The organism is Xanthomonas sp. 3307, assembly GCF_014199735.1.
GTDB lineage: Bacteria > Pseudomonadota > Gammaproteobacteria > Xanthomonadales > Xanthomonadaceae > Xanthomonas_A > Xanthomonas_A rydalmerensis.
Map to the genome: position 1 here is coordinate 157,715 of NZ_JACHOG010000002.1, position 21,748 is coordinate 179,462.

16 protein-coding genes and 1 pseudogene are annotated in these 21,748 nt (G+C 69.6%); 1 reads left to right on the forward strand and 16 read right to left on the reverse strand.

The annotated features are described in order from the left end of the window. Positions 1-56 precede the first annotated feature (56 nt). Together secA and GGR64_RS05595 are read right to left on the reverse strand one after the other, a co-directional pair. A complete protein-coding gene (secA, locus tag GGR64_RS05590; protein ID WP_184644480.1) occupies positions 57-2,798 on the reverse strand; it encodes a preprotein translocase subunit SecA in 2,742 nt (913 codons plus the stop codon). 163 nt (positions 2,799-2,961) lie between these two features. Continuing rightward, positions 2,962-3,909, reverse strand: a complete 948-nt coding sequence (locus tag GGR64_RS05595) for a M23 family metallopeptidase (RefSeq protein WP_160966637.1) — start codon at positions 3,907-3,909, stop codon at positions 2,962-2,964. 10 nt (positions 3,910-3,919) lie between these two features. Between GGR64_RS05595 and GGR64_RS05600 the strand changes: the two genes are divergently transcribed. Beyond that, positions 3,920-4,396 (forward strand): DUF721 domain-containing protein, encoded by a 477-nt coding sequence (locus tag GGR64_RS05600; protein ID WP_184448369.1) that lies wholly within the window; start codon positions 3,920-3,922, stop codon positions 4,394-4,396. 147 nt (positions 4,397-4,543) lie between these two features. Here GGR64_RS05600 and lpxC read toward each other — a convergent pair whose 3' ends face one another. From lpxC to rsmH, 14 genes and pseudogenes are all read right to left on the reverse strand, one after another. Then, positions 4,544-5,458 (reverse strand): UDP-3-O-acyl-N-acetylglucosamine deacetylase, encoded by a 915-nt coding sequence (gene lpxC / locus GGR64_RS05605; RefSeq protein ID WP_160966633.1) that lies wholly within the window; start codon positions 5,456-5,458, stop codon positions 4,544-4,546. Between the two features lie 382 nt (positions 5,459-5,840). Next, the gene (gene ftsZ, locus GGR64_RS05610) at positions 5,841-7,067 is read right to left on the reverse strand and encodes a cell division protein FtsZ (RefSeq protein WP_160966631.1); all 1,227 of its coding nucleotides are present in this window, start codon (positions 7,065-7,067) and stop codon (positions 5,841-5,843) included. Positions 7,068-7,352: 285 nt separating this feature from the next. Next, positions 7,353-8,588: a cell division protein FtsA gene (gene ftsA, locus GGR64_RS05615; RefSeq protein WP_010340121.1), complete on the reverse strand. Its 1,236-nt coding sequence runs from the start codon at positions 8,586-8,588 to the stop codon at positions 7,353-7,355. A 173-nt stretch (positions 8,589-8,761) separates the two neighbouring features. Next, positions 8,762-9,439, reverse strand: a pseudogene (locus tag GGR64_RS05620) (cell division protein FtsQ/DivIB); the annotation flags it as partial. 127 nt (positions 9,440-9,566) lie between these two features. Beyond that, a complete protein-coding gene (locus tag GGR64_RS05625) occupies positions 9,567-10,508 on the reverse strand; it encodes a D-alanine--D-alanine ligase (RefSeq protein WP_184644484.1) in 942 nt (313 codons plus the stop codon). Then, a complete protein-coding gene (gene murC, locus GGR64_RS05630; RefSeq protein ID WP_184644486.1) occupies positions 10,505-11,941 on the reverse strand; it encodes a UDP-N-acetylmuramate--L-alanine ligase in 1,437 nt (478 codons plus the stop codon). The genes GGR64_RS05625 and murC overlap by 4 nt, the downstream gene beginning before the upstream one ends. Further along, the gene (gene murG / locus GGR64_RS05635) at positions 11,938-13,176 is read right to left on the reverse strand and encodes an undecaprenyldiphospho-muramoylpentapeptide beta-N-acetylglucosaminyltransferase (protein ID WP_184644488.1); all 1,239 of its coding nucleotides are present in this window, start codon (positions 13,174-13,176) and stop codon (positions 11,938-11,940) included. The genes murC and murG overlap by 4 nt, the downstream gene beginning before the upstream one ends. After that, complete coding sequence (gene ftsW / locus GGR64_RS05640) at positions 13,173-14,495, reverse strand: putative lipid II flippase FtsW (RefSeq protein ID WP_167087284.1); 1,323 nt, start codon at positions 14,493-14,495, stop codon at positions 13,173-13,175. Before ftsW ends, murG begins: the two co-directional genes overlap by 4 nt. Next, on the reverse strand, positions 14,495-15,580 hold the full coding sequence (gene mraY / locus GGR64_RS05645) for a phospho-N-acetylmuramoyl-pentapeptide-transferase (protein WP_010344435.1): 1,086 nt from the start codon (positions 15,578-15,580) through the stop codon (positions 14,495-14,497). The genes ftsW and mraY overlap by 1 nt, the downstream gene beginning before the upstream one ends. Beyond that, positions 15,570-17,084, reverse strand: a complete 1,515-nt coding sequence (murF, locus tag GGR64_RS05650; protein ID WP_184644490.1) for a UDP-N-acetylmuramoyl-tripeptide--D-alanyl-D-alanine ligase — start codon at positions 17,082-17,084, stop codon at positions 15,570-15,572. Before murF ends, mraY begins: the two co-directional genes overlap by 11 nt. After that, a complete protein-coding gene (locus tag GGR64_RS05655) occupies positions 17,081-18,565 on the reverse strand; it encodes a UDP-N-acetylmuramoyl-L-alanyl-D-glutamate--2,6-diaminopimelate ligase (RefSeq protein WP_184644492.1) in 1,485 nt (494 codons plus the stop codon). The genes murF and GGR64_RS05655 overlap by 4 nt, the downstream gene beginning before the upstream one ends. Continuing rightward, complete coding sequence (locus GGR64_RS05660; protein WP_184448376.1) at positions 18,562-20,430, reverse strand: penicillin-binding transpeptidase domain-containing protein; 1,869 nt, start codon at positions 20,428-20,430, stop codon at positions 18,562-18,564. Before GGR64_RS05660 ends, GGR64_RS05655 begins: the two co-directional genes overlap by 4 nt. Then, positions 20,427-20,690, reverse strand: coding sequence for a cell division protein FtsL (gene ftsL / locus GGR64_RS05665; RefSeq protein ID WP_009576670.1), 264 nt, complete (start codon positions 20,688-20,690; stop codon positions 20,427-20,429). Before ftsL ends, GGR64_RS05660 begins: the two co-directional genes overlap by 4 nt. After that, entirely contained in the window at positions 20,687-21,736 is a 1,050-nt protein-coding gene (rsmH, locus tag GGR64_RS05670; RefSeq protein WP_184644494.1) for a 16S rRNA (cytosine(1402)-N(4))-methyltransferase RsmH, read from the reverse strand. The genes ftsL and rsmH overlap by 4 nt, the downstream gene beginning before the upstream one ends. Positions 21,737-21,748 lie beyond the last annotated feature (12 nt).

Here is a 21,748-nt window from a genome sequence, read left to right on the forward strand (position 1 = left end):
AAGGGCCGGCGCCCACAGCGGCTGCGCACGTGCGCAGCGCTGCGGCGGGACCAGGCTCAGCTCAGCTGGCCGTGGCAGTGCTTGTACTTCTTGCCGCTGCCGCAGGGGCAGGGATCGTTGCGGCCGACCTTCGGCGCTTCGCGGGTCACCTGCGCCACGGTCGGCGCTCCCGCCTCGCCGCGCTGCACCTGCTCGGCTTCCTCGTCGGCGCCGTAGCCACCGGCGTCCTGGTGCTGGAACTGCGCCTGGCGCAGCTGCGCCTCCACCTGCTGGCGCTCCTGCGCCTCCAGCGCGGCCACTTCCTCCTCGCTGCGGATGCGCACCCGCGCCAGCAGGGTGACCACTTCGCGCTTGGCGTGCTCCAGCATCTCCGAGAACAGCTCGAAGGCTTCCTTCTTGTATTCCTGCTTGGGCTGCTTCTGCGCGTAGCCGCGCAGGTGGATGCCCTGACGCAGGTAGTCCATGCGCGCCAGGTGCTCCTTCCAGCTCTGGTCGAGCACGGTGAGCATCACGTGCTTCTCCAGCGCGCGCATGGTCTCGCCGCCGATCGCCGATTCCTTCTCGCGGAAATGGCGGTCCACTTCCTCGCGCACCTTCTCGACGATGCCGTCCGCGTCCAGTTCCTCATGGCGCTTGACCAGATCGGTGATCGACAGCGACAGGCCCAGTTCGCTGGCCAGCGTGGCTTCCAGGCCCGGCAGGTCCCACTGGTCGTCCACCGAGTTCGGCGGCACGAAGCGCGACACGATGTCGTAGATCACGTCGTCGCGGATGCCGTCGACGTTCTCCTTCACCGACTCGGCGTCCAGCAACTCGTCGCGCTGGGCGTAGATCACCTTGCGTTGGTCGTTGTTGACGTCGTCGAAGTCGAGCAGGTTCTTGCGGATGTCGAAGTTGTGCGCCTCGACCTTGCGCTGCGCCTTCTCGATCTGCCGGCTGACCAGCTTGTCCTCGATGACGTCGTCTTCCTTCATGCCCATCATGCGCATCGCCTTCTGCACCCAGTCCGAGGCGAAGATGCGCATCAGGTTGTCTTCCAGCGACAGGTAGAACCGCGAGGAACCCGGGTCGCCCTGGCGGCCGGAACGGCCGCGCAGCTGGTTGTCGATACGCCGCGATTCGTGGCGCTCGGTGCCGATGATGTGCAGGCCGCCGGCGGCCTTGACCGCGTCGTGGCGCTCCTGCCAGGCCGCCTTCAGGCGCGCGCGCGTCGCGTCGTCCGGCTCCTCGCCCAGCGCGTGCAGTTCGGCCTCCAGCGAGCCGCCGAGCACGATGTCGGTACCGCGGCCGGCCATGTTGGTGGCGATGGTCACCGCGCCCGGCTGGCCGGCGTTGGCGACGATCTGCGCTTCGCGCTCGTGCTGCTTGGCGTTGAGTACCTCATGCTTCACGCCGGCCTTGCGCAGGTGCTCGGACAGCATCTCCGAGGTCTCGATCGAGGTGGTGCCGACCAGCACGGGCTGGCCGCGCTTGGCGCAGTCCTCGATGTCGGCCAGCACCGCGTTGAACTTGCCCTGGCGGTTGAGGAACACCTGGTCCGGCCAGTCCTTGCGGATGGTCGGGCGGTTGGTCGGGATCACCACCACTTCCAGGCCGTAGATACTCTGGAACTCGTAGGCTTCGGTATCGGCCGTACCGGTCATGCCGGACAGCTTCTTGTACATGCGGAACAGGTTCTGGAAGGTGATGCTGGCCAGCGTCTGGTTCTCGCGCTGCACCGGCACGCCTTCCTTCGCTTCCACCGCCTGGTGCAGGCCGTCGGACCAGCGCCGGCCCGGCAGGGTGCGGCCGGTGAACTCGTCGACGATCACCACCTCGCCGTCGCGCACGATGTAGTCGACGTCGCGCTGGTAGATCGCGTGCGCGCGCAGCGCCGCGTTGAGGTGGTGGACCACGCTCAGGTTCTGCGCCCCGTACAGGCGGTCTTCCTCGTCGGTGAGGATGCCGGCGGCGCGCAGCAGTTCTTCGGCGTGCTCCATGCCCGCTTCGGACAGGTGCACCTGCTTGCCCTTCTCGTCGACCCAGAAGTCGCCCTCGCCCTCTTCCGATTCCTGCTTGACCAGCTGCGGCACGATGCGGTTGACGCGGATGTACAGCTCCGGCGACTCGTCGGCCGGGCCGGAGATGATCAGCGGGGTGCGCGCTTCGTCGATCAGGATCGAGTCGACTTCGTCGACGATGGCGTAGTTGAGCCCGCGCTGGAAGCGATCGGCCTTGGACAGCGCCATGTTGTCGCGCAGGTAGTCGAAGCCGAATTCGTTGTTGGTGCCGTAGGTGATGTCGGCGGCGTAGGCGGCGTGCTTGTCGCTGTGCGGCATGCCCGGGTACACCACGCCCACGCTCAGGCCCAGCCAGTTGTACAGCTTGCCCATCTGCGCGGCGTCGCGGCGCGCCAGGTAGTCGTTGACGGTGACCACGTGCACGCCCTTGTCTTCCAGCGCGTTGAGGTACACCGGCAGCGTCGCGACCAGGGTCTTGCCCTCGCCGGTGCGCATTTCCGCGATCTTGCCCAGGTGCAGGACCATGCCGCCGATCAACTGCACGTCGTAGTGGCGCATGCCCAGCACGCGTCGGCTGGCCTCGCGGCACACCGCGAACGCTTCCGGCAGCACCTTGTCCAGGGTCTCGCCGCCGGCGATGCGTCCGCGCAGTTCCGGGGTCTTGGCCTGCAGCTGCTCGTCGGAGAGCTGCTCCATCTCCGGCTCCAGCGCATTGATCTTGGCGACGATACGGTGGAGCTGGCGCAGTTGGCGCTCGTTGCGGCTACCGAAAACGCGAGTAAGCAGACTGTTGATCATTGAAGGAACCGGTTGGAAAGGAACGCCCGCGCGGCCCGATCCCCAGGGAATCGACGGGCCGCAAACGAAACAGGGCGCGAGGCGCCCTGTCGATGGCAAAGCACATTGTAGCTTGGGGCGAGGGCCGGCGATTCAAGCGCCGGCACGCCGCCCCCTGCCGGACTCAGCCGCGGCCGCGGCGACCCACCGGAATGGCGCCATCGCCGAGGAACTTGGCCGGGTTCACCACCACCCCGTCCTTCCACACCTCGAAATGCACGTGGGCGCCGGTGGACCGGCCGGTGGAGCCGGCCTTGGCCACTTCCTGGCCGACCCGCACCAGGTCGCCGACCTTCACCGACAGCCGCGAATTGTGCGCATAGCGGGTGACATAGCCGTTGCCGTGGTCGACCTCGACCACGTTGCCGTAGCCACCGCGCACGCCGGAATAGCTGACCACGCCGTCGGCCACCGCCAGCACTGGATCGCCGACATTGGCATGGAAGTCGATGCCCTTGTGGTTGCCGGTGCCGCGGCCGAACGGATCGGCGCGGCCGCCGAAGGCCGAGGTGATGTAGCTGTTGCGGATCGGCATCCGCGAGGGCACCGCGTTCTGGTCCAGTTGATGGTCGAACAGCAGCGATTCGAGCACCGACAGCTGCTGGCCGGAGGTGGCGAACTTCTGCTGCAGCCCGTCCAGCTCCTTGCCGAGCTGCTGCGCGGGCATGTCGTGGCTGGGCTCGTCGTCGCCGCCACCGACGCCGACCGGCTGGTCGAAGTCGAACTCGCCGTCCTGCAGCTTGCCCATGCGGGTCAGGCGCTCGCCGAGCGCGTTGAGCCGGGTCGCCTGCGCCTGCAGCTCGCCCAGGCGCGCGGCCAGGGCGTTGACCTGGGTCTGCGCGTCGCGGCGCACCTGCGCCAACTCCTGGTCCTGCCGCTCGAGCTTGGCGCGCAGTTGCGCCGAACCACCCCACCCGGCCGCGGCGCTGACACCGATGCCGAGTACCATGCCGAGACCGAGGACCGCGCCGAGCGCGGCGAGGGGGCGGCGATCGGCGAAGTCGCGCAATCGCCACGGCAACGTCTTGACCCCCTTTTCACTGGAACGGATTACGATCTTCTTGAACGTCATATGAGTTTTCATGTCTAAGCGAAAGTCCGGCGAAGGCCATACCGCCACGCCGCAGCCGGCGTTGGACGCCGCACTGGCGGACAAGGCGGGCGACCCGTTGCGACGCGCCCTGTGGCTCGACGCGCTGGACCGGCAGTTACGCCCCCATCTGCCGCCGAACCTGGCCTCCCGTTGCCGGTTGGCCAATGTGAACGGCGAGCAGCTCGTTTTTCTCGTTGAGTCTCCGGTCTGGCACGCCCGGGTCAGGCTGGCCGAGGCCGACATCCTTGCTGCGGCCCGTTCCCTCGGGCTGAAAGCCACCAAAGTGACCGTCAAGACTGCGACTGCACCCGCGCATTCCCCAATGCAGCAGGCAAGAAGCAAGCCAGCTCCGGTTTCTGCGGCCACGCACAAGGGGCTGCGCGAGGCTCTGGCTTCCCTGCAGGACGTCGGCTCCGCGACGCCTGATGCGACCGCGGGCTCCGACCCCGGCCGTCGACGTACGTAGACACGCACGCCGCGACCCGACGCATCCTAGCGGGCGTCGGGCGTGAGGTCGTTACCGATTCGTTAAATCGATGTTAAGGGGAGAAGAAGAACCGGCCGATTGCCGATTCCGTGATCCCCACCCGGCCGTTGGCCGAGCTGAACGGATTCAGGCGTAAGCCACGGCCCCGTAGGCCACCGGCGCCTGCTGCGCGGCGGATTCGAAGCTGACCCATTCCCACGCCGCCTGTTCGGCGAGCAGCGCGCGGACCAGCTTGTTGTTCAGCGCATGGCCGGACTTGTAGCCCTCGTAAGCGCCGAGGATGGCACCGCCGGCGAGGTACAGGTCGCCGATCGCATCGAGGATCTTGTGGCGCACGAACTCGTCGGCGTAGCGCAGGCCGTCGTCGTTGAGCACGCGGAACTCGTCGAGCACGATGGCGTTGTCCATCGAACCGCCCAGGCCGAGATTGCGCTCGCGCATGTACTCCAGGTCGCGCATGAAGCCGAAGGTGCGCGCGCGGGAGATTTCCTTGATGTAGGCCATCGTCGAGAACTCGATCTCCTGGCGCGACTGCTTGGCCGGGATCATCGGGTGGTCGAACTGGATGGTGAAACCGAGCTTGTAGCCGCCGTCGTAGGGCACGAAACGGGCGATCTTGTCGCCGTCGCGCACTTCCACTTCGCGCTTGATGCGGATGAAGCGCTTGGCCTTGTCCTGCTCGACGATGCCCGCCGACTGCAGCAGGAACACGAACGGACCGGCCGAGCCGTCCATGATCGGCAGTTCGGCCGAGGACAGTTCGACGATGGCGTTGTCCACGCCGAGGCCGGCCATCGCCGACATCAGGTGCTCCACGGTCTGGATCTTGGCCTGGCCGCGGCTCAAACCGGTGCACAGCGTGGTCTCGGTGACCAGTTCGGCATCGGCAGGCACGTCCACCGCCGGATCCAGGTCCACGCGTCGGAACACGATGCCGTGGTCGGCCGGTGCGGGGCGCAGGGTCATGTAGACCTTGTCGCCGCTGTGCAGGCCCACGCCGGTGGCGCGGATCGTGTTCTTGAGAGTGCGTTGCTGGGTCATGGCAGACAGTCTGGAAACGTCTGTTCGCACGGGAACTGAACAGACAACGAGAATATCACGCGTTTAGCCAAATTTTAACAAAGCGGTCACAGCATCCCATGGGTGCAACGCTGGCCCGTGCCGGCGTCGCGGTCGCAAAAACCTGCCGGGTCGCGAGGACCCGGCAGCAAGGGACACGGCGCGCCGACCAGGGAGGCGCTCCTGGACGGCGGTGTTGCGGACCGGCGCGAACGCCGGCCGATGACGCATCGACCTCAGTCGGCCTGGCGACGCAGGGCAGGCCACTTGCTTGCGAAGCACGGCTTCGCGAGCGGCCCCGCGCCCGGCCATGGATGGCCGGGCAGGCCCATCCGCAAGCCGGACGGCTGCGCCAGGGACGGCATCAGTCGGCCTGGCGGCGCAGGAACGCCGGGATATCCAGGTAGTCGCTCGGCAGGTCCGCCGCGGCCGGGGTCGGCGCGGCGGCCGCCGGGCTCATCGACTCGCCGCTCGGACGACGCAGGCCCAGGCCCATCGCACCGCCGACCGCCTTGGACACGGCGTCGCCGCCGTGCTCGAAGTCGCCGAACTCCGGCTGGCCGGTGGTGGCGTTGCGCACCAGCTTGATCGGCGCACGCTGCTCCGGACGCTGCGACTGGCGCGACACCGCGCGGTTCAGGCCGGTGGCGACCACGGTCACGCGCACTTCGTCCTGCATGTCCGGATCCAGCACGGTGCCGACCACCACGGTGGCGTCCTCGGAGGAGAAGCCCTCGATGGTGCGGCCGATCTCGTCGAACTCGGCCATGGTGAAGTCCGGGCCGGCGGTGATGTTGACCAGGATGCCGTTGGCGCCGGCCAGGTTGACGTCGTCGAGCAGCGGGTTCTGGATCGCCGCTTCGGCGGCCGCCTGCGCGCGGTCGTCGCCGCGGGCCGAGCCGGTGCCCATCATCGCCAGGCCCATTTCCGACATCACGGTGCGCACGTCGGCGAAGTCGACGTTGATCAGGCCCGGACGCACGATCAGGTCGGCGATGCCCTGCACCGCGCCCTGCAGCACGTCGTTGGCGGCGCGGAACGCCTGGATCATGGTGGCGTTGCGGCCGAGCACGGTGATCAGCTTCTCGTTGGGGATGGTGATCAGCGAGTCGCAGTGCTGGCTCAGTTCCTCGATGCCCTTCAGCGCCACCTGCATGCGGCGGCGGCCTTCGAACGGGAACGGCTTGGTGACCACGGCCACGGTCAGGATGCCCATTTCCTTGGCCAGCTGCGCCACCACCGGCGCGGCGCCGGTGCCGGTGCCGCCGCCCATGCCGGCGGTGATGAACACCATGTCCGCACCCTGCAGCGCGTCCATGATGCGCTCGCGGTCTTCCAGCGCGGCCTGGCGGCCGACTTCCGGGTTCGCGCCCGCGCCCAGGCCCTTGGTGACGTTGGTGCCGAGCTGCAGCTGCAGCTTGGCGCCGCAGTTCTTGATCGCCTGCGAGTCGGTGTTGGCGGTGATGAATTCCACGCCGTCCACGCTGCTGCTGACCATGTGCGCGACCGCGTTGCCGCCGCCGCCGCCCACGCCAACGACCTTGATCACTGCATTGGGTGCCATCTTTTCAATCAGTTCGAAATGCGCCATGTCCGTGTCCTCTTGAGCCGGGATTGGGGAGTGGGGATTGGGGATTCGGAGAACTCCGATCCTTTTTTCCTGCCTCTCCGTCCGGCGAGTGTTGTTGTTTGGATGCCGGGATTCGGGATTCGGGAGTGGGGATTCGCAAGAGCGACTACCCAGTTCCGTGACCCTTTCCGCGGCGGAATCACTGCAAAAAAACCTATCGCCTGCCTACCTACCGCTCTCCACTCTCTCTACCTACCGCTGTTGCTCCCACCAATCCCGAATGTCGAATCCCGAATCCCGGCTCCATCAAAATTCGCCGCGATACCAGTTCTTCAATTTCTTGAACAAGCTGCCGGCGCGGCCGGTCGGCAGCGACGGGCGGCGCGGGTGTTCGATCTGGCTGCCCATCAGCAGCAGGCCCACGCCGGTGGCGTGGACCGGATTGCCGACGACTTCGCCCAGGCCGGTGACGTGCTGGGGAATGCCCACGCGTACCGGCATCTGCACCATTTCCTCGGCCAGTTCGACCACGCCTTCCATCTTCGACGCGCCGCCGGTCAGCACCATGCCGGCACGCACCAGTTCCTCGAAGCCGGAGCGGCGCAGTTCCGCCTGCACCATCTCGAAGATCTCCTCGTAGCGCCCCTGCACCGCCTGCGCCAGCGAATGGCGCGGCATGCGCCGCGGCGGGCGGTCGCCGACGCTGGGCACCTGGATGCTTTCTTCCGCGGTGGCCAGCTGCGCCAGCGCGCAGGCGTAGCGCACCTTGATCTGCTCGGCTTCCGGGGTGGGCGTGCGCAGCATGTGCGCGATGTCGTTGGTAACGTGGTCGCCGGCGATCGGCAGCGAGGCGGTGTGGCAGATCGCGCCCTGCACGAACACCGCCAGGTCGGTGGTGCCGGCTCCCATGTCCACCAGCACCACGCCCAGCTCGCGCTCGTCGGCGGTCAGCACCGCCACCGAGGACGCCAGCGAGGACAGGATCAGGTCGTCCACCTGCAGGCCGCAGCGCTGCACGCACTTGCTGATGTTGGCCGCGGCCGACTGCGCGCACACCACCAGGTGCGCGTGCACCTCCAGGCGCACGCCGGTCATGCCGACCGGGTTGCGGATGCCTTCCTGCGAATCGTCGAGCACGTACTCGCGCGGGATCGCGTGGAGGATGCGCTGGTCGGCCGGGATCGCCACCGCCTTGGCCGCTTCCAGCACGCGGTCCAGATCGTTCCAGGTCACCTCGCCGTCGCGGATCGGCACGATGCCCGGTGAGTTCTTGCACTGCACGTGGTTGCCGGAGATCGACGCGTACACCGAGCGGATCTCGCAGCCGGCCATCAGCTCGGCTTCCTCGATCGCGCGCTGGATCGACTGCACGGTGGATTCGATGTCCACGACCACGCCGCGCTTGAGACCGCGCGATTCGTGCGAACCGATGCCGATCACCTCGATCGGGTTGCCGGGCGAGTATTCGCCGACCAGCGCGACGACCTTGGAGGTGCCGATGTCCAGTCCAACGATGAGGGATTTGTCGCCTTTGCGGTTCATGTCTTGGAGCCGGGAATAGAGAATGGGGAATGGGGAATGGAGAAGAGCGAGCGCGTGCGCGGGGTCGGAGGGTCGGCCAGTGCCGCGTGGCGCGTGGGCTGGGCCGGCGCCGCTGGTTTCTTCTCCTTGCCCGGCTCCTTACTCGGCTCTTTGCTCTCGGGTACCCATGCCACCGTGAATCCGTTGGTGTAGCGAAGATCGGCGCGCGCCAGCGGCGGCTGGCCCGGCTGCAGCAGTTGCGGCAGCACCCGGGCGAAGCGCTCCAGGCGCGCGCGCGCGTCGTCGCGGCCGACCACCACCTGCACGCCGTTGCCCAGCGCCAGCGACCAGCTACCACGCGCGTCCAGGGCCACGCCCTGTACCGGCAGGCCGACCGGAGCGAACAGCGCGCGCGAGGCGTTGTACAGCGCGACCACGTCGGCGGCCTTGGCGTCGGGACCGTCCAGGTGCGGCAGCGCCACGTCGCGCAGTTCGTTGGGCAGGGCGAAGATGCGGCCCTGCTCGGACAGCATGCGGTCCGTGCCCCAGCGCGCGAACGGGCGATGTTCGGTGACGCGCACTTCCAGCACGTCCGGCCAGCGCTTGCGCACGCGCGCACTCTCCACCCACGGCAGGCGCTCGATCGCGTTCTGCGCATCCTGCAGGCGCACCGCGAAGAAGCCGCGCCGCGCGTACGGCAGCACCACCTGGCGCAACTGCTCGGCGGACACGCGCTTGAAGTCGCCACTGACCTGCAGCCGGCTCAGCGGCCAGCGCTCGGCGCCGACCCAGCCGTTGAGCACGGCCACGATCGGCAGCGCGACCAGGGCCAGTGCCAGCAGCCAGGCGAGGATGCGCAGGGAGGCGTTCATGGGCGCGCTCCGCGTGCGGGATTGGGGATTGGGCATTCGGGATTGGCGCAATGCGCGCAGCAGACCGCGCCGGCGGCGCGAAGCGCCGACGGTGCGAATCCCCAATCCCGAATCCCCAATCCCGGCTTCACAGCGTCTGCTCCAGGATGCGCCAGCACAGGCCGGCGAAATCCACGCCCAGCTGCGCCGCGGCCTTGGGTACCAGCGAATGGCTGGTCATGCCCGGGGCGGTGTTGACCTCGATCAGCTGCAGGCCGCGCACGCGGTCGCGCATCACGTCCACGCGGCCCCAGCCGCTGCAGCCGGCCGCGGCGAAGGCCTGCAGCGCGAGCTGGCGGATCCGGGTCTCGTCCTCACCCTCCATGCCTGGGCACAGGTATTGGGTGTCCTCGGCGATGTACTTGGCGTGGTAGTCGTACCAGTCGCCCGCGGGCACGATGCGGATCGACGGCAGCGCGACGTCGCCGAGGATGCCGACGGTGTATTCCTCGCCCTGCACCATCTGCTCCATCAGCAGTTCGCCGCGGTAGTCGGCAGCGAAGGCGCGCACCGGCGCCAGGTCGGCCTCGGACAGCACGCGGAACACGCCGACGCTGGACCCCTCGCAGGCCGGCTTGACGAACAGCGGATAGCCCAGCGCGGCGGCCGCCGCGGCCAGGTCGGCCTGGGCGTCGATGCGGGCGAAGCCCGGAGTCGGCAGGCCGGCGGCGATCCACACCTGCTTGGTGCGGATCTTGTCCAGGGTCAGCGCGCTGCCGAGCACGTCGGGGCCAGTGAACGGCACCTGCAACGCGCGCAGCAGACCCTGCAGCACGCCGTTCTCGCCGTCGCCGCCGTGCAGGATGTTGAATACGCGGTCGACCTCGCCGGAGCGGATGCGCTCCAGCAAGGCGGGAATGCCGTCCACCGGCTGCGCGTCGACGCCGCGGCTGCGCAGCGCCTCAAGCACGTTGGCGCCCGAGTTCAGCGACACCTCGCGCTCGCTGGAGCTGCCGCCAAGCAGCACGGCGACGCGGCCGAACGCGGCCGGGTCGGTGACGCGCGGCGGCGGCAGGGTCTGCGCGCTCATGCGTCCGCTCCGCCGGCGAAGCCGTGCTGGGCGATGTGCTGGGCGACGTAGCCGATGTCGCCCGCGCCCATCATCAGCAGCAGGTCGCCGTCCTGCAGCACGTCCGGCAGCACGCTGTCGAGTTCGCCGACCTGGCCGACCACCACCGGTTCGCTGCGGCCACGTGCGCGGATCGCACGGGCGAGCGAGCGCGCGTCTGCGCCCGGGATCGGTGCCTCGCCGGCGGGGTAGACCTCGCTGAGCACCAGCGCGTCCACTTCCGACAGAACCGCAGCGAAGGCATCGAACTGGTCGCGGGTGCGGCTGTAGCGATGCGGCTGGAACGCGACCACCAGGCGCTTGTCCGGCCAGCCGCCACGCGCGGCAGCGAACACCGCGGCCAGCTCGCGCGGATGATGGCCGTAGTCGTCGACCAGGCGCACGCGCGCGCCGGCGGCGGTGGTCACTTCGCCCAGGTCGTTGAAGCGGCGGCCGATGCCGGCGAAGCTCTGCAGCGCGCTGGCGATCGCCTCCGGCGCCACGCCCAGCTGCCAGCCGATGGCGGCGGCGGCGAGCGCGTTGAGCACGTTGTGGCGGCCCGGCAGCGCCAGGGTCACCGGGATGCTGCTGCCTTCCGGCAGGCGCAGGGTGAAGCGCATGCGCGGGCCGTCCTGGACCACGTCCTCGGCGCGCACGTCGGCGTTCTCGCTGAGGCCGTAGCTCATCACGTGGCGCGGGGTCTTCCCCGCCAGCGCGGCCACTTCCGGATCGTCGATGCACAGCACCGCCAGGCCGTAGAACGGCAGGCGCTGCAGGAACTCGGCGAACGCGGCCTGGACCCGGGCGAAGTCGTTGCCGTAGTTCTCCAGGTGGTCGGCATCGATGTTGGTGATGACCGAGATCAGCGGGTTCAGGCGCAGGAAGCTGCCGTCGCTCTCGTCGGCCTCGGCCACCAGCCACTGGCCGCCGCCGAGCTTGGCGTTGGCGCCGGCGGCGAGCAGTTGCCCGCCGATCACGAAGGTCGGGTCCAGCCCGCCTTCGCTGAGCACCGCCGCGGCCAGGCTCGTGGTGGTGGTCTTGCCGTGGGTGCCGGCCACCGCGATGCCGCGGCGGAAGCGCATCAGCTCGGCCAGCATCGCCGCGCGCGGCATGATCGGAATGCGCTGGCTGCGCGCTTCCATCAGTTCCGGGTTGTCTTCGCGGATCGCACTGGACACCACCACGCAGTCGGTGCCGAGCACGTTGGCGGCCGAGTGCCCGCGCATCACCCGCGCGCCGAGCTTGACCAGGCGCCGGGTGGCCGCGTTGTCGGCGTTGTCCGAACCGGAGACCTCATAGCCCAGGGTCAGCATGACCTCGGCGATGCCGCTCATGCCGGTGCCGCCGATGCCGACGAAGTGCACGCGCGGGAACGCGCGGACCAGATCGCCGGTGTCGTGGAGACGGCGGATCATTGGGCACCTCCGGTGGAGGTGCCGGGATTCGGCATTGGGGATTGGAGATTCGCGTCGCCGGCGGCCGATGGCCGCAGCGCCGCACGTTGTACGGGTGTCTGCATGGTGTCCTGCTTGTGCTCCTGCTTTTTACCAATCCCCAATCCCGAATCCCGACTCCCGGCTTCTTCCAACACGATGTCCGCGATGCGTTCGGCCGCATCCGGCTTGGCCAGCTGGCGTGCGGCCTCGGCCATGGCCAGGCGCTGTGCGGGCTGTGCCAGCAGGTCGCGCAGCACGCGCTGCAGGTGGCCGGCCAGGGCATCGTCCTGTTTCAGCAGCACGGCGGCGCCGCGCTCGACCAGGTATTCGGCGTTGCGGGTCTGGTGGTCGTCGACGGCGGCGGCGAACGGCACCAGCACGCTGCCGATGCCGACCGCGCATAGTTCGGCCAGGGTCGAGGCGCCGGCGCGACACACCACCAGGTCGGCCCAGGCGTAGGCGTAGGCCATGTCGCCGATGAAGGCTTCGACGCTGGCGGCCACGCCGGCCTCGGCATAGGCGCGCGCGGCTTCCTCGCGCAGCGCTTCGCCGCACTGGTGGCGCACCTCGACGGCCACGCCGAGCGCGGCCAACGCCTGCGGCAGCGCCTGGTTGAGCACGCGTGCGCCCTGGCTGCCGCCCAGCACCAGCAGCCGCGGCGCGCCGTGGCGACCGGCCAGGCGCTGCGCCGGCGGCGCCAGCGCGGCGATCTCGGCGCGCACCGGGTTGCCTACCGCTTCCTCGCGGGTGGCGAAGCTGCCGGGGAAGCCGGTCAGCACGCGCCGTGCGACCCGCGCCAGCACCTTGTTGGTCAGGCCCGGCGCGCGGTTCTGTTCGTGCACCAGCAGCGGCAGCTTGAGCAGCCGCGCGGCCAGGCCGCCGGGACCGGCAGCGAAACCGCCGAAACTGATCACCGCGCGCGGCGCACGCCGGCGCAGTACGAAGCCGGCAGCGCGCACGGCGCGCATCACCCGCACCGGCGCGCCGAACAGGGCCAGCGCGCCCTTGCCGCGCAGGCCGCCGATCTCGATGGTGTCCAGCTCGATGCCGTGTTCCGGCACCAGCCGCGTTTCCATGCGCCCGGCCGCGCCCAGCCACACCACCGGCACGCCGCGCGCGCGCAGCACCTTGGCCACGGCCAGCGCGGGGAAGATGTGCCCGCCGGTGCCGCCGGCGAGGATCATTACCGGACGATCGCCCTGCACCGCGCTCATCCCAGCCTCCCGAAGGTGGGTTCGACGCGCGGCTGCATGCGGCTGGTACCGCGCCCCGGGGCGCCGCCCTGGATCGCCGCGGCGACCGCGCTGGCGCTGGCCTCGCGCGCGGCGTGCAGGTCCTCGGCGTTGTCGACGGTCTGCTTGACCGGCATCGCCGCATCGCTGCGCACCAGCGCCACCTGGCGCTCGGCGCGGTTGAGTTCGTAGGACACGCGCAGCAGCAGGCCCATCGCCACGCAGGTCATCAGCACGCTGGAACCGCCGGCGGAGATCAGCGGCAGGGTCAGGCCCTTGGTCGGCAGGATGCCCAGGTTCACGCCGACCGAGACGAAGCTCTGCAGGCTGATCCACAGACCGATGCCGAAGGCGATGTAGCCGGAGAAGTGGCGCTTCATCTCCACGCAGCGCATGCCCAGCCAGAACGCACGGCCGACCAGCAGCGCGTACAGCGAGATGATCAGGCACACGCCGACGAAACCCAGCTCCTCGGCGATCACCGAGAAGATGAAGTCGGTGTGCGCTTCCGGCAGGTAGTTGAGCTTCTGCACCGAGCCGCCCAGGCCGACCCCGAACAGTTCGCCGCGGCCCACCGCCATCAGCGCGTTGGACAGCTGGTAGCCGGAGCCGAGCTGGTCGGCCCAGGGATCGAGGAAGGAGGTGATGCGGCGCAGGCGGTACGGCTCGAGGATCGCGATGAAGGCGAACACCGGCAGGCCGATCACGATCGGCATCGACATGCGCGGCAGGTTCACCCCGCCCAGCACCAGCATGCCGGCGGTGATCGCCAGCAGCAGCGTGGACGAGCCGAAGTCCGGCTGCAGCAGCAGCAGGCCGACCAGCGCCACCGCCACGCCCAGCGGCTTGAGCATCGCCGGCCAGGTCGCGTTGACCTCGTCGCGGAAGCGCACCAGGTAGCTGGACAGCCACACGATGTACAACACCTTCACCGCTTCCACGGTCTGGAAGCGCGAGATGCCCAGGTTGATCCAGCGCCGCGCACCGTTGACGGTGCTGCCCAGGCCGGGCACGAACACCACCAGCAGCAGGCCGAAGCAGGCCAGCAGCAGCAACTGGTTGTACTGCTCGATGTTCTTCAGCTCGGTGCGCATCGCCCAGATCGCCAGGCCGACGCCGCCGGCCAGGAACAGCAGGTGGCGGCTCAGGTAATAGAACGGGCTGGTGGTCAGCTCGATCGAGCTGGAGCCGACCATGACCACGCCCAGCGACGCCAGCGCCACCGCGGCGCCGAGCAGCCACGGGTCGTAGCGGCCACCGATGGCCTCCAGGCGGGTCGCTTGGCGGGCGGTGTCGTTCATCAGCGTACCTTCAACGTGGCGAGGCCGACCAGCACCAGCACCACCGAAATGATCCAGAAGCGCACGATCACCCGCGGCTCCGGCCAACCCTTCAGTTCGAAGTGGTGGTGGATCGGGGCCATGCGGAACACGCGCTTGCCGGTGAGCTTGAATGAGGCGACCTGGATCATCACCGACAGGGTCTCGATGACGAACACGCCGCCCATGATCACCAGCACCAGTTCCTGGCGCACGATCACCGCGATGGTGCCCAGCACCGCGCCCAGCGCCAGCGCGCCGATGTCGCCCATGAACACCATCGCCGGGTAGGTGTTGAACCACAAGAAGCCCAGGCCCGCTCCGGCGATCGCCGCGCAGATGATGATCAACTCGCCGGCACCGGGAATGGTCGGGATCTTCAGGTAGGCGGAGAACACCGCGTTGCCCGAGGCGTAGGCGAACACGCCCAGCGCGCAGGCCACCAGCACCGTCGGCATGATCGCCAGGCCGTCCAGGCCGTCGGTCAGGTTGACCGCGTTGGAGAAGCCGACGATCCAGAAGTAGGCGATGGCGACGAAGCTGATCCCGGCCAGCGGCAGCGCGATCGACTTGAACATCGGGATGTAGAAGGTGATCGCCGCCGGCACGTCGGCGGTGTAGTACAGGAACAGGCCGGCGGCCAGGCCGAAGATCGACTGCAGCAGGTACTTCCAGCGCGACTTCAGGCCGTTCGGGTCGCGGCGCACGATCTTGATCCAGTCGTCGTACCAGCCGATCACGCCGAACGCCAGCATCACCGCCAGCACCAGCCACACGTAGCGGTTGCGCAGGTCGCCCCACAGCAGCACCGACAGCAGCACGGTGAGCAGGATCAGCGAGCCGCCCATGGTCGGGGTGCCGGCCTTGGAGAAATGGGTCTGCGGGCCGTCCTGGCGGATCGGCTGGCCGCCCTTGAACTGCGCCAGCTTGCGGATCACCGCCGGGCCCAGCCACAGCGACAGGAACAGCGAGGTCAGCGCCGCGAGGATGCCGCGGAAGGTCAGATAGCCGAACAGCCCGAACATGCTTTCGAGCTGCTGCAGCCAGCGGGCGAGTTCAAGCAGCATGCGGCGCCTCCTGTGCCTGGTTCAGCAGCGCGCGCACGACGGTATCCATGGCGCTGCCGCGCGAGCCCTTGACGAGGAGCGTGGCCGGGACCCGGGACCCGGGTCCCAGGTCCCGCGAAGGCGCGCCAACGGACGGCGCGCCGGTGTTCTCATGCATGTGCTTCACTTCCTGCTCTTGATCCTGCTGTTCCCGGGTCCCGGCCACGGCCGCCAGATCGCGCTGCAGCGCTTCGATCAGCGCCGCATGGCTGTCGAACACACGGCCGTTCTCGCCGAACGCCTGTGCGGCGTGGGCGCTGAGCGGGCCGAGCGCGTACAGCCGGGTCAGCCCGGCATCGCGCGCGCGGCGCCCGCCACTGGCATGCAGCGCCTCGGCGCCGGCGCCGAGTTCGCGCATGTCGCCCAGCACCAGCCAACGCTCGCCGCCGGCCGCGGCCAGGGCGTCGATCGCCGCGGCCAGCGAGCCGGGGTTGGCGTTGTAGCTGTCGTCGATCAACACCGCGCCATTGGGCAGCGTGTGGGTGATCTGCCGACCCGGCACCGGCTGCACCTGCGCCAGGCCGGCGGCGATGCGCGCCGGCGCCACGTCCAGCGCCAGCGCCAACGCGGCGGCGGCCAGCGCGTTCTGCAGGTTGTGCCGGCCCGGCAGCGGCAGCGTCGCCTCGACGTCGCCGCGCGGGGTGGTCAGCACGAACTGGGTGCGGTCGGCGGCCATGCGGATCTGCGCGGCACCGACCTCGGCGCCCGGCTGCAGGCCGAAGCGCAGCACCTGCGGCCGCGCCTCGCCCATCGGCAGGCGCTGCTCGAACCACAGGCCGAACGCGTCGTCGGCATTGACCACCGCGGTGCCGTCGGCCCGCAGCGCGGTGTAGATCGCGCCCTTGGTCTGCGCCACGCCGAGCAGGCTGCCCATGCGCTCGAGGTGCGCGGCGGCGATGTTGTTGACCAGCGACACCTGCGGCGGCGCGATGTCGGCGAGGTAGGCGATGTCGCCCGGCTTGCCGGCGCCCATCTCGTAGATCGCGTAGTCGGCGTCGTCCGGCGCCTCGATCACCGCCAGCGGCAGGCCGATCTCGTTGTTGCGGTTGCCGGGGTTGGCATAGACGCTGCCGCCGTCGATGCGGCAGGCGTGCTGCAGGATCGCCAGCAGCAGCGCCTTGACGCTGGTCTTGCCGTTGCTGCCGGTGATCGCGGCCACCCGGGTGGCGCGGCCGCGCTGCATGCCGGCGGCGATCCGCGCCAGCGCCAGTTGGGTATCGGCGGCGACGATCTGCGGCAGTTCGATCTGCGGCTGCACGCGCTCCACCAGCAGCGCGCTGGCGCCGAGCGCGGCGGCGTCGGCGGCGAAGGCGTGGCCGTCGAAACGCTCGCCGCGCAGCGCCACGTACAGGCTGCCGGCAGCCAGGCTGCGGGTGTCGTGGCTGATCGCATCGATCGCCACGTCGTCGCCATGCAGTTCGGCGCCGGCCCAGTGCGCGATCATCGACAACGGCAGGCGCTTCATCGGGCCGCCTCCGTCGCATGCGCGCGCAGGGCCTGCGCGGCGACCTCGGTGTCGTCGAACGGATGGCGCACGCCGGCGATCTCCTGGTAGGGCTCGTGGCCCTTGCCGGCGATCAGCACGATGTCCTCGGCGCCGGCGTCGGCGACCGCCATGGCGATCGCCTGCGCACGGTCGCGCTGCACCTGCACCGCCTGCATGCCGTCGAAGCCGGCCAGGATGTCGGCGACGATGCGGTCGCCGTCCTCGCCACGCGGGTTGTCGTCGGTGACCACCACGCGCTCGGCCAGGCGCTGCGCGATCGCCGCCATCTGCGGGCGCTTGCCGGTATCGCGCTCGCCGCCGCAACCGAACACGCAGGTGATGCGGCCCTGCACGTGCGCGCGCAGGCTCTGCAACGCCTGTTCCAGCGCGTCGGGGGTGTGCGCGTAGTCGACCACCACCAGCGGCTGCGCGCCATCGCCGCCCAGCCGGTTCATGCGCCCGCGGATCGGCTGCAACTGCGCCAGGGTGGCGGCGATGCGCACCGGCGCCACGTCCAGCGCGTGCAGCGCGCCGGCCACGGCCAGCAGGTTGTCGACATTGAAGCGGCCCAGCAACGGCGACTGCAGCGGATGCCGCTCTTCGCCGATCGCCAGGGTGAAGCCGATGCCGCGCGCGTCCAGGCGCAGCGCCTCTGCGCGCACCTCGGCACCGTCCTGGCCGCGCGAGCTGACCGCGATGCGGCGCAGCGCCGGATCCAGTTTTTCCAGCAACGCGCGGCCGAACGCATCGTCCAGGTTGATCACCGCCGACTTCAGCCCCGGCGTGGCGAACAGGCGCGCCTTGGCCGCGCCGTAGCCCGCCATGTCGCCGTGGTAGTCGAGATGGTCGCGGGTGAGATTGGTGAACACCGCCACGTCGAAATGCACCGCGTCCACGCGGCCCTGGTCGAGCGCGTGCGAGCTGACTTCCATCGCCACCGCCTGCGCGCCGGCGTCGCGCAGCTGCGCCAGCAGCGCGTGCAGCGGCAGCACCAGCGGCGTGGTGAAACCGGTCGGCTGCACCTGTCCGTACAGGCCGGCGCCGAGCGTGCCGATGCTGCCGCTGCGGGTGCCCAGCAGATGCCAGGCCTGCGCCAGCAGTTGCACGGTGGAGGTCTTGCCGTTGGTGCCGGTGACGCCGACCATGGTCATGGTCTGCGACGGATGGCCATGGAACTGATCGGCCATCGCGCCCATGCGCGCGCGTAGGCCCGGCACCGCGATCGCGTCGGCCGGCGCCCGCAGCTCGGCCGGGGCCGGCGGGTCGTACAGCACCGCGACGGCGCCGTTGGCGCGCGCCTGTTCGACGAAGCCCAGGCCGTGCGCGCCGAACCCGGCGATCGCCACGAAGGCATCGCCCGGGCGCACCGCGCGGCTGTCCATCACCAGCCCGGACACCTGCACGTCGTGCGGTAAAGCCACACCCGGCAACAGTTGCGACAGCGACATCGCGCGGGTCACTGGCGGGTCTCCTGCAGCGGCGCCGGCAACGCGGCCGGCGCCGGCGGCGCCACCGCGCGCGCGCTGGGCAGCGCGGCATCGACCTCGGCGGCGGCGTCGGGCACGGTCGCCGGATCCGGTTCAACCGGCGCCGGCGGCGGCGCGTGGCCGCTCTTGCCGGCGGCCTGCGCGGCCAGCCACGACTGGATGTCGTCCGGCGGCACGTCCATCAGCCGCAGCGCGCCTTCCATCACGTTGTGGAACACCGGCGCCGAGACCAGGCCGCCGTAGTACTTGGCACCCTGCGGGTCGTTGATCACGATGACCGTGGCGAAACGCGGGTTGCTCGCCGGCACCAGGCCCGCGAACAGCGCGTTGTAGTGGCCGCGCTCGTAGCCGCCGGGGCCGGCCTTGCGCGCGGTGCCGGTCTTGCCGGCGACGTGGTAGCCCAGGATCGCCGCGCCCTTGGCGCCGCCCTGGGTGACCACGGTCTCCATCATCGCCACCACTTCCTTGGCGATCGCCGGATCCAGCACCTGCTTGCTGTCCTCGTGCTGGCCCTTGACGAAGGTCGGGGTCACCAGGCGCCCGCCGTTGCCCAGCGCGCAATAGGCGCGGGCGATCTGCAGCGGCGTCACCGACAGGCCGTAGCCGTAGGACATGGTGGTCTTGGACGAGCCGCTCCAACGCGCCGGCGACGGGAACACGCCGGCCGATTCGCCGGGGAAGCCGCTGTGCGGGGAGCTGCCGTAGCCGTAGCTGTGGACCTGGTCGTAGAAGGTCTGGTCCGGCAGCTTGGCCGCGATCTTGGCCGCGCCGATGTTGGAGCTGCGGGTGATCACCCCGGTCACGGTCAGCACGCCGTTGTTGCGCGGCACGTCCTTGATGGTGAAGCGGCCCACGGCCATGTAGCCGGGGTTGGTGTCGATCAGCGTGTCCTTGGTCACCACCCCGGCCTTGAGCGCGGTGGAGATGGTCAGCGGCTTCATCGTCGAGCCCGGCTCGACCAGGTCGGTGACCGCGCGGTTGCGGCGCACGTCCGGGTTGACCCCGTTGACCGCATTGGGGTTGTAGGTCGGCAGGTTGACCATGGCCAGGATCTCGCCGGTGGCCACGTCCATGATCACGATCGAGCCGCCGGCGGCCTTGTTCTCGACCAGCGCGTTGCGCAGTTCCTTGTAGGCCAGGAACTGGATGCGGCGATCGATGCTCAGGGTCAGGTCCTTGCCCGGCTGCGCCGGCTTGACCAGGTCGATGCTCTCCACGATCGCGCCCTTGCGGTCGCGGATCACCCGCTTGGCGCCCGGCTTGCCGCGCAGCCAGGAATCGAATGCCAGCTCCAGCCCTTCCTGGCCGCGGTCGTCGATGTTGGTGAAGCCCAGCACGTGCGCCATCGCTTCGCCCTGCGGGTAGAAGCGGCGGAATTCGCGCTGCGAGAACACGCCGGGGATGCCCAGCGCGACCACCGCATGCGCCTTGTCCGGGTTGATCCGGCGCTTGAGGTACATGAACTCCTTGTCCGCCTTCTGCGACAGCTTGGCGGTCAGCTCGTCGACCGGCAGCTCCAGCGCCTGCGCCAGCTGCGGGATGCGGTCCGGGCTGCGCAGCAGTTCCTGCGGATTGACCCAGATCGACTCCACCGGCGTGGACACCGCCAGCGGCTCGCCGTTGCGGTCGGTGATCATGCCGCGCGAGGTGGCGATCGGCAGTTCGCGCAGATAGCGCGCCTCGCCCTGGCGCTGGTAGAAGTCGCTGTTGATCAGCTGCACGTAGGCCGCACGGCCGATCAGGGTCACCGAGCACAAGCCCAGCGCCGCGCCGACCAGCACCAGGCGGCCACGCAGGTTGAAGTTGCTGCGGGTGCGGTTACGTCCGCTCTTGCTCACGGGCGCACCACCACGATGTCGCCGGTCTCGGGGAACTTCATCCCCAACCGCTCGCGCGCGACCTGGTCGACGCGATTGCTCTCGGCCCAGGTCGCCTGCTCCAGCTGCAGCCGCCCGAACTCGATGTTCAGCTCGTCGCGGTTGTGCTCCAGCCGCGACAGCTCCACGAACAACTGGCGATGGCGATGGCGCATGTACACCACCCCGATCGCCGAGGCGATGGTGCAGGCGAGCAGGACGATCAGCAGGAGCCGGCTCATGGGGCGTCTCCGTGCGGAGACGCCGGGATTGGGGAGTGGGGATTGGAGATTGGGGAGGAGCGCTCGTCGAATCCCGAATCCCGAATCCCCAATCCCAGCTTCTCAGCCACCCGCAGCACCGCGCTGCGCGCGCGCGGGTTCACCGCCAGTTCGTCGGCGTCGGCCTTGATCGCGCCGCCATGCAGGCGCAGGGTCGGCACGAACGTGGTGGCCTCGGGCAGGCGGCGGTTGCTCGGCGGGGCCTTGGCGTGGCGCTGCATGAACTGCTTGACGATGCGGTCTTCCAGCGAGTGGAAGCTGATCACCGCCAGGCGGCCGCCGGGCTTGAGCCGGGCCAGCGCCGCGTCCAGGCCGGTCTCCAGATCGGCCAGCTCGCGGTTGATATGGATGCGGATGGCCTGGAAGCTGCGCGTGGCCGGGTGGGTCTTGCTGTCGCCGCGCGGCATCACGCTGGCGATCAATTCGGCCAGCTCGGCGGTGCGGGTCAGCGGCTGCTTCTCGCGGCGGGCGACGATGGCGCGAGCGATGCGCCGGCTCTGCCGCTCTTCGCCGTAGGTCCACAGCACGTCGGCGATCTCGCGCTCCTCGGCGCGCGCCAGCCACTGCGCCGCGCTCTCGCCGGCCTCCGGGTCCATGCGCATGTCCAGCGGGCCGTCCTTGCCGAAGGAGAAGCCGCGTTCGGCCACGTCCAGCTGCGGCGAGGACACGCCCAGGTCGAACAGCACCCCGTCCAGGGCGGTGGCGGCGTCCCACTGGCCCAGCTCGGCAAAGCTGCCGCGATAGATGGACACGCGCGCGTCGCCGCCGAACGCATGTTCGGCTTCGGCGATCGCCTCGGGATCCTTGTCCATCACCAGCAGCCGGCCTCCTGGGCCGAGTTTGTGCAGCACCCCGCGCGCGTGTCCGCCACGCCCGAACGTGCCATCCAGATAGATTCCGTTTTCGATCACCTGCAGCCCGTCCAGGACCTGCGCGAACAACACCGGCACATGCGCCGCCGATGGTTGCGACACCGGGAGGTGACCGGCCTGCGCCTGTCCGCGCATCCGGACACCCCG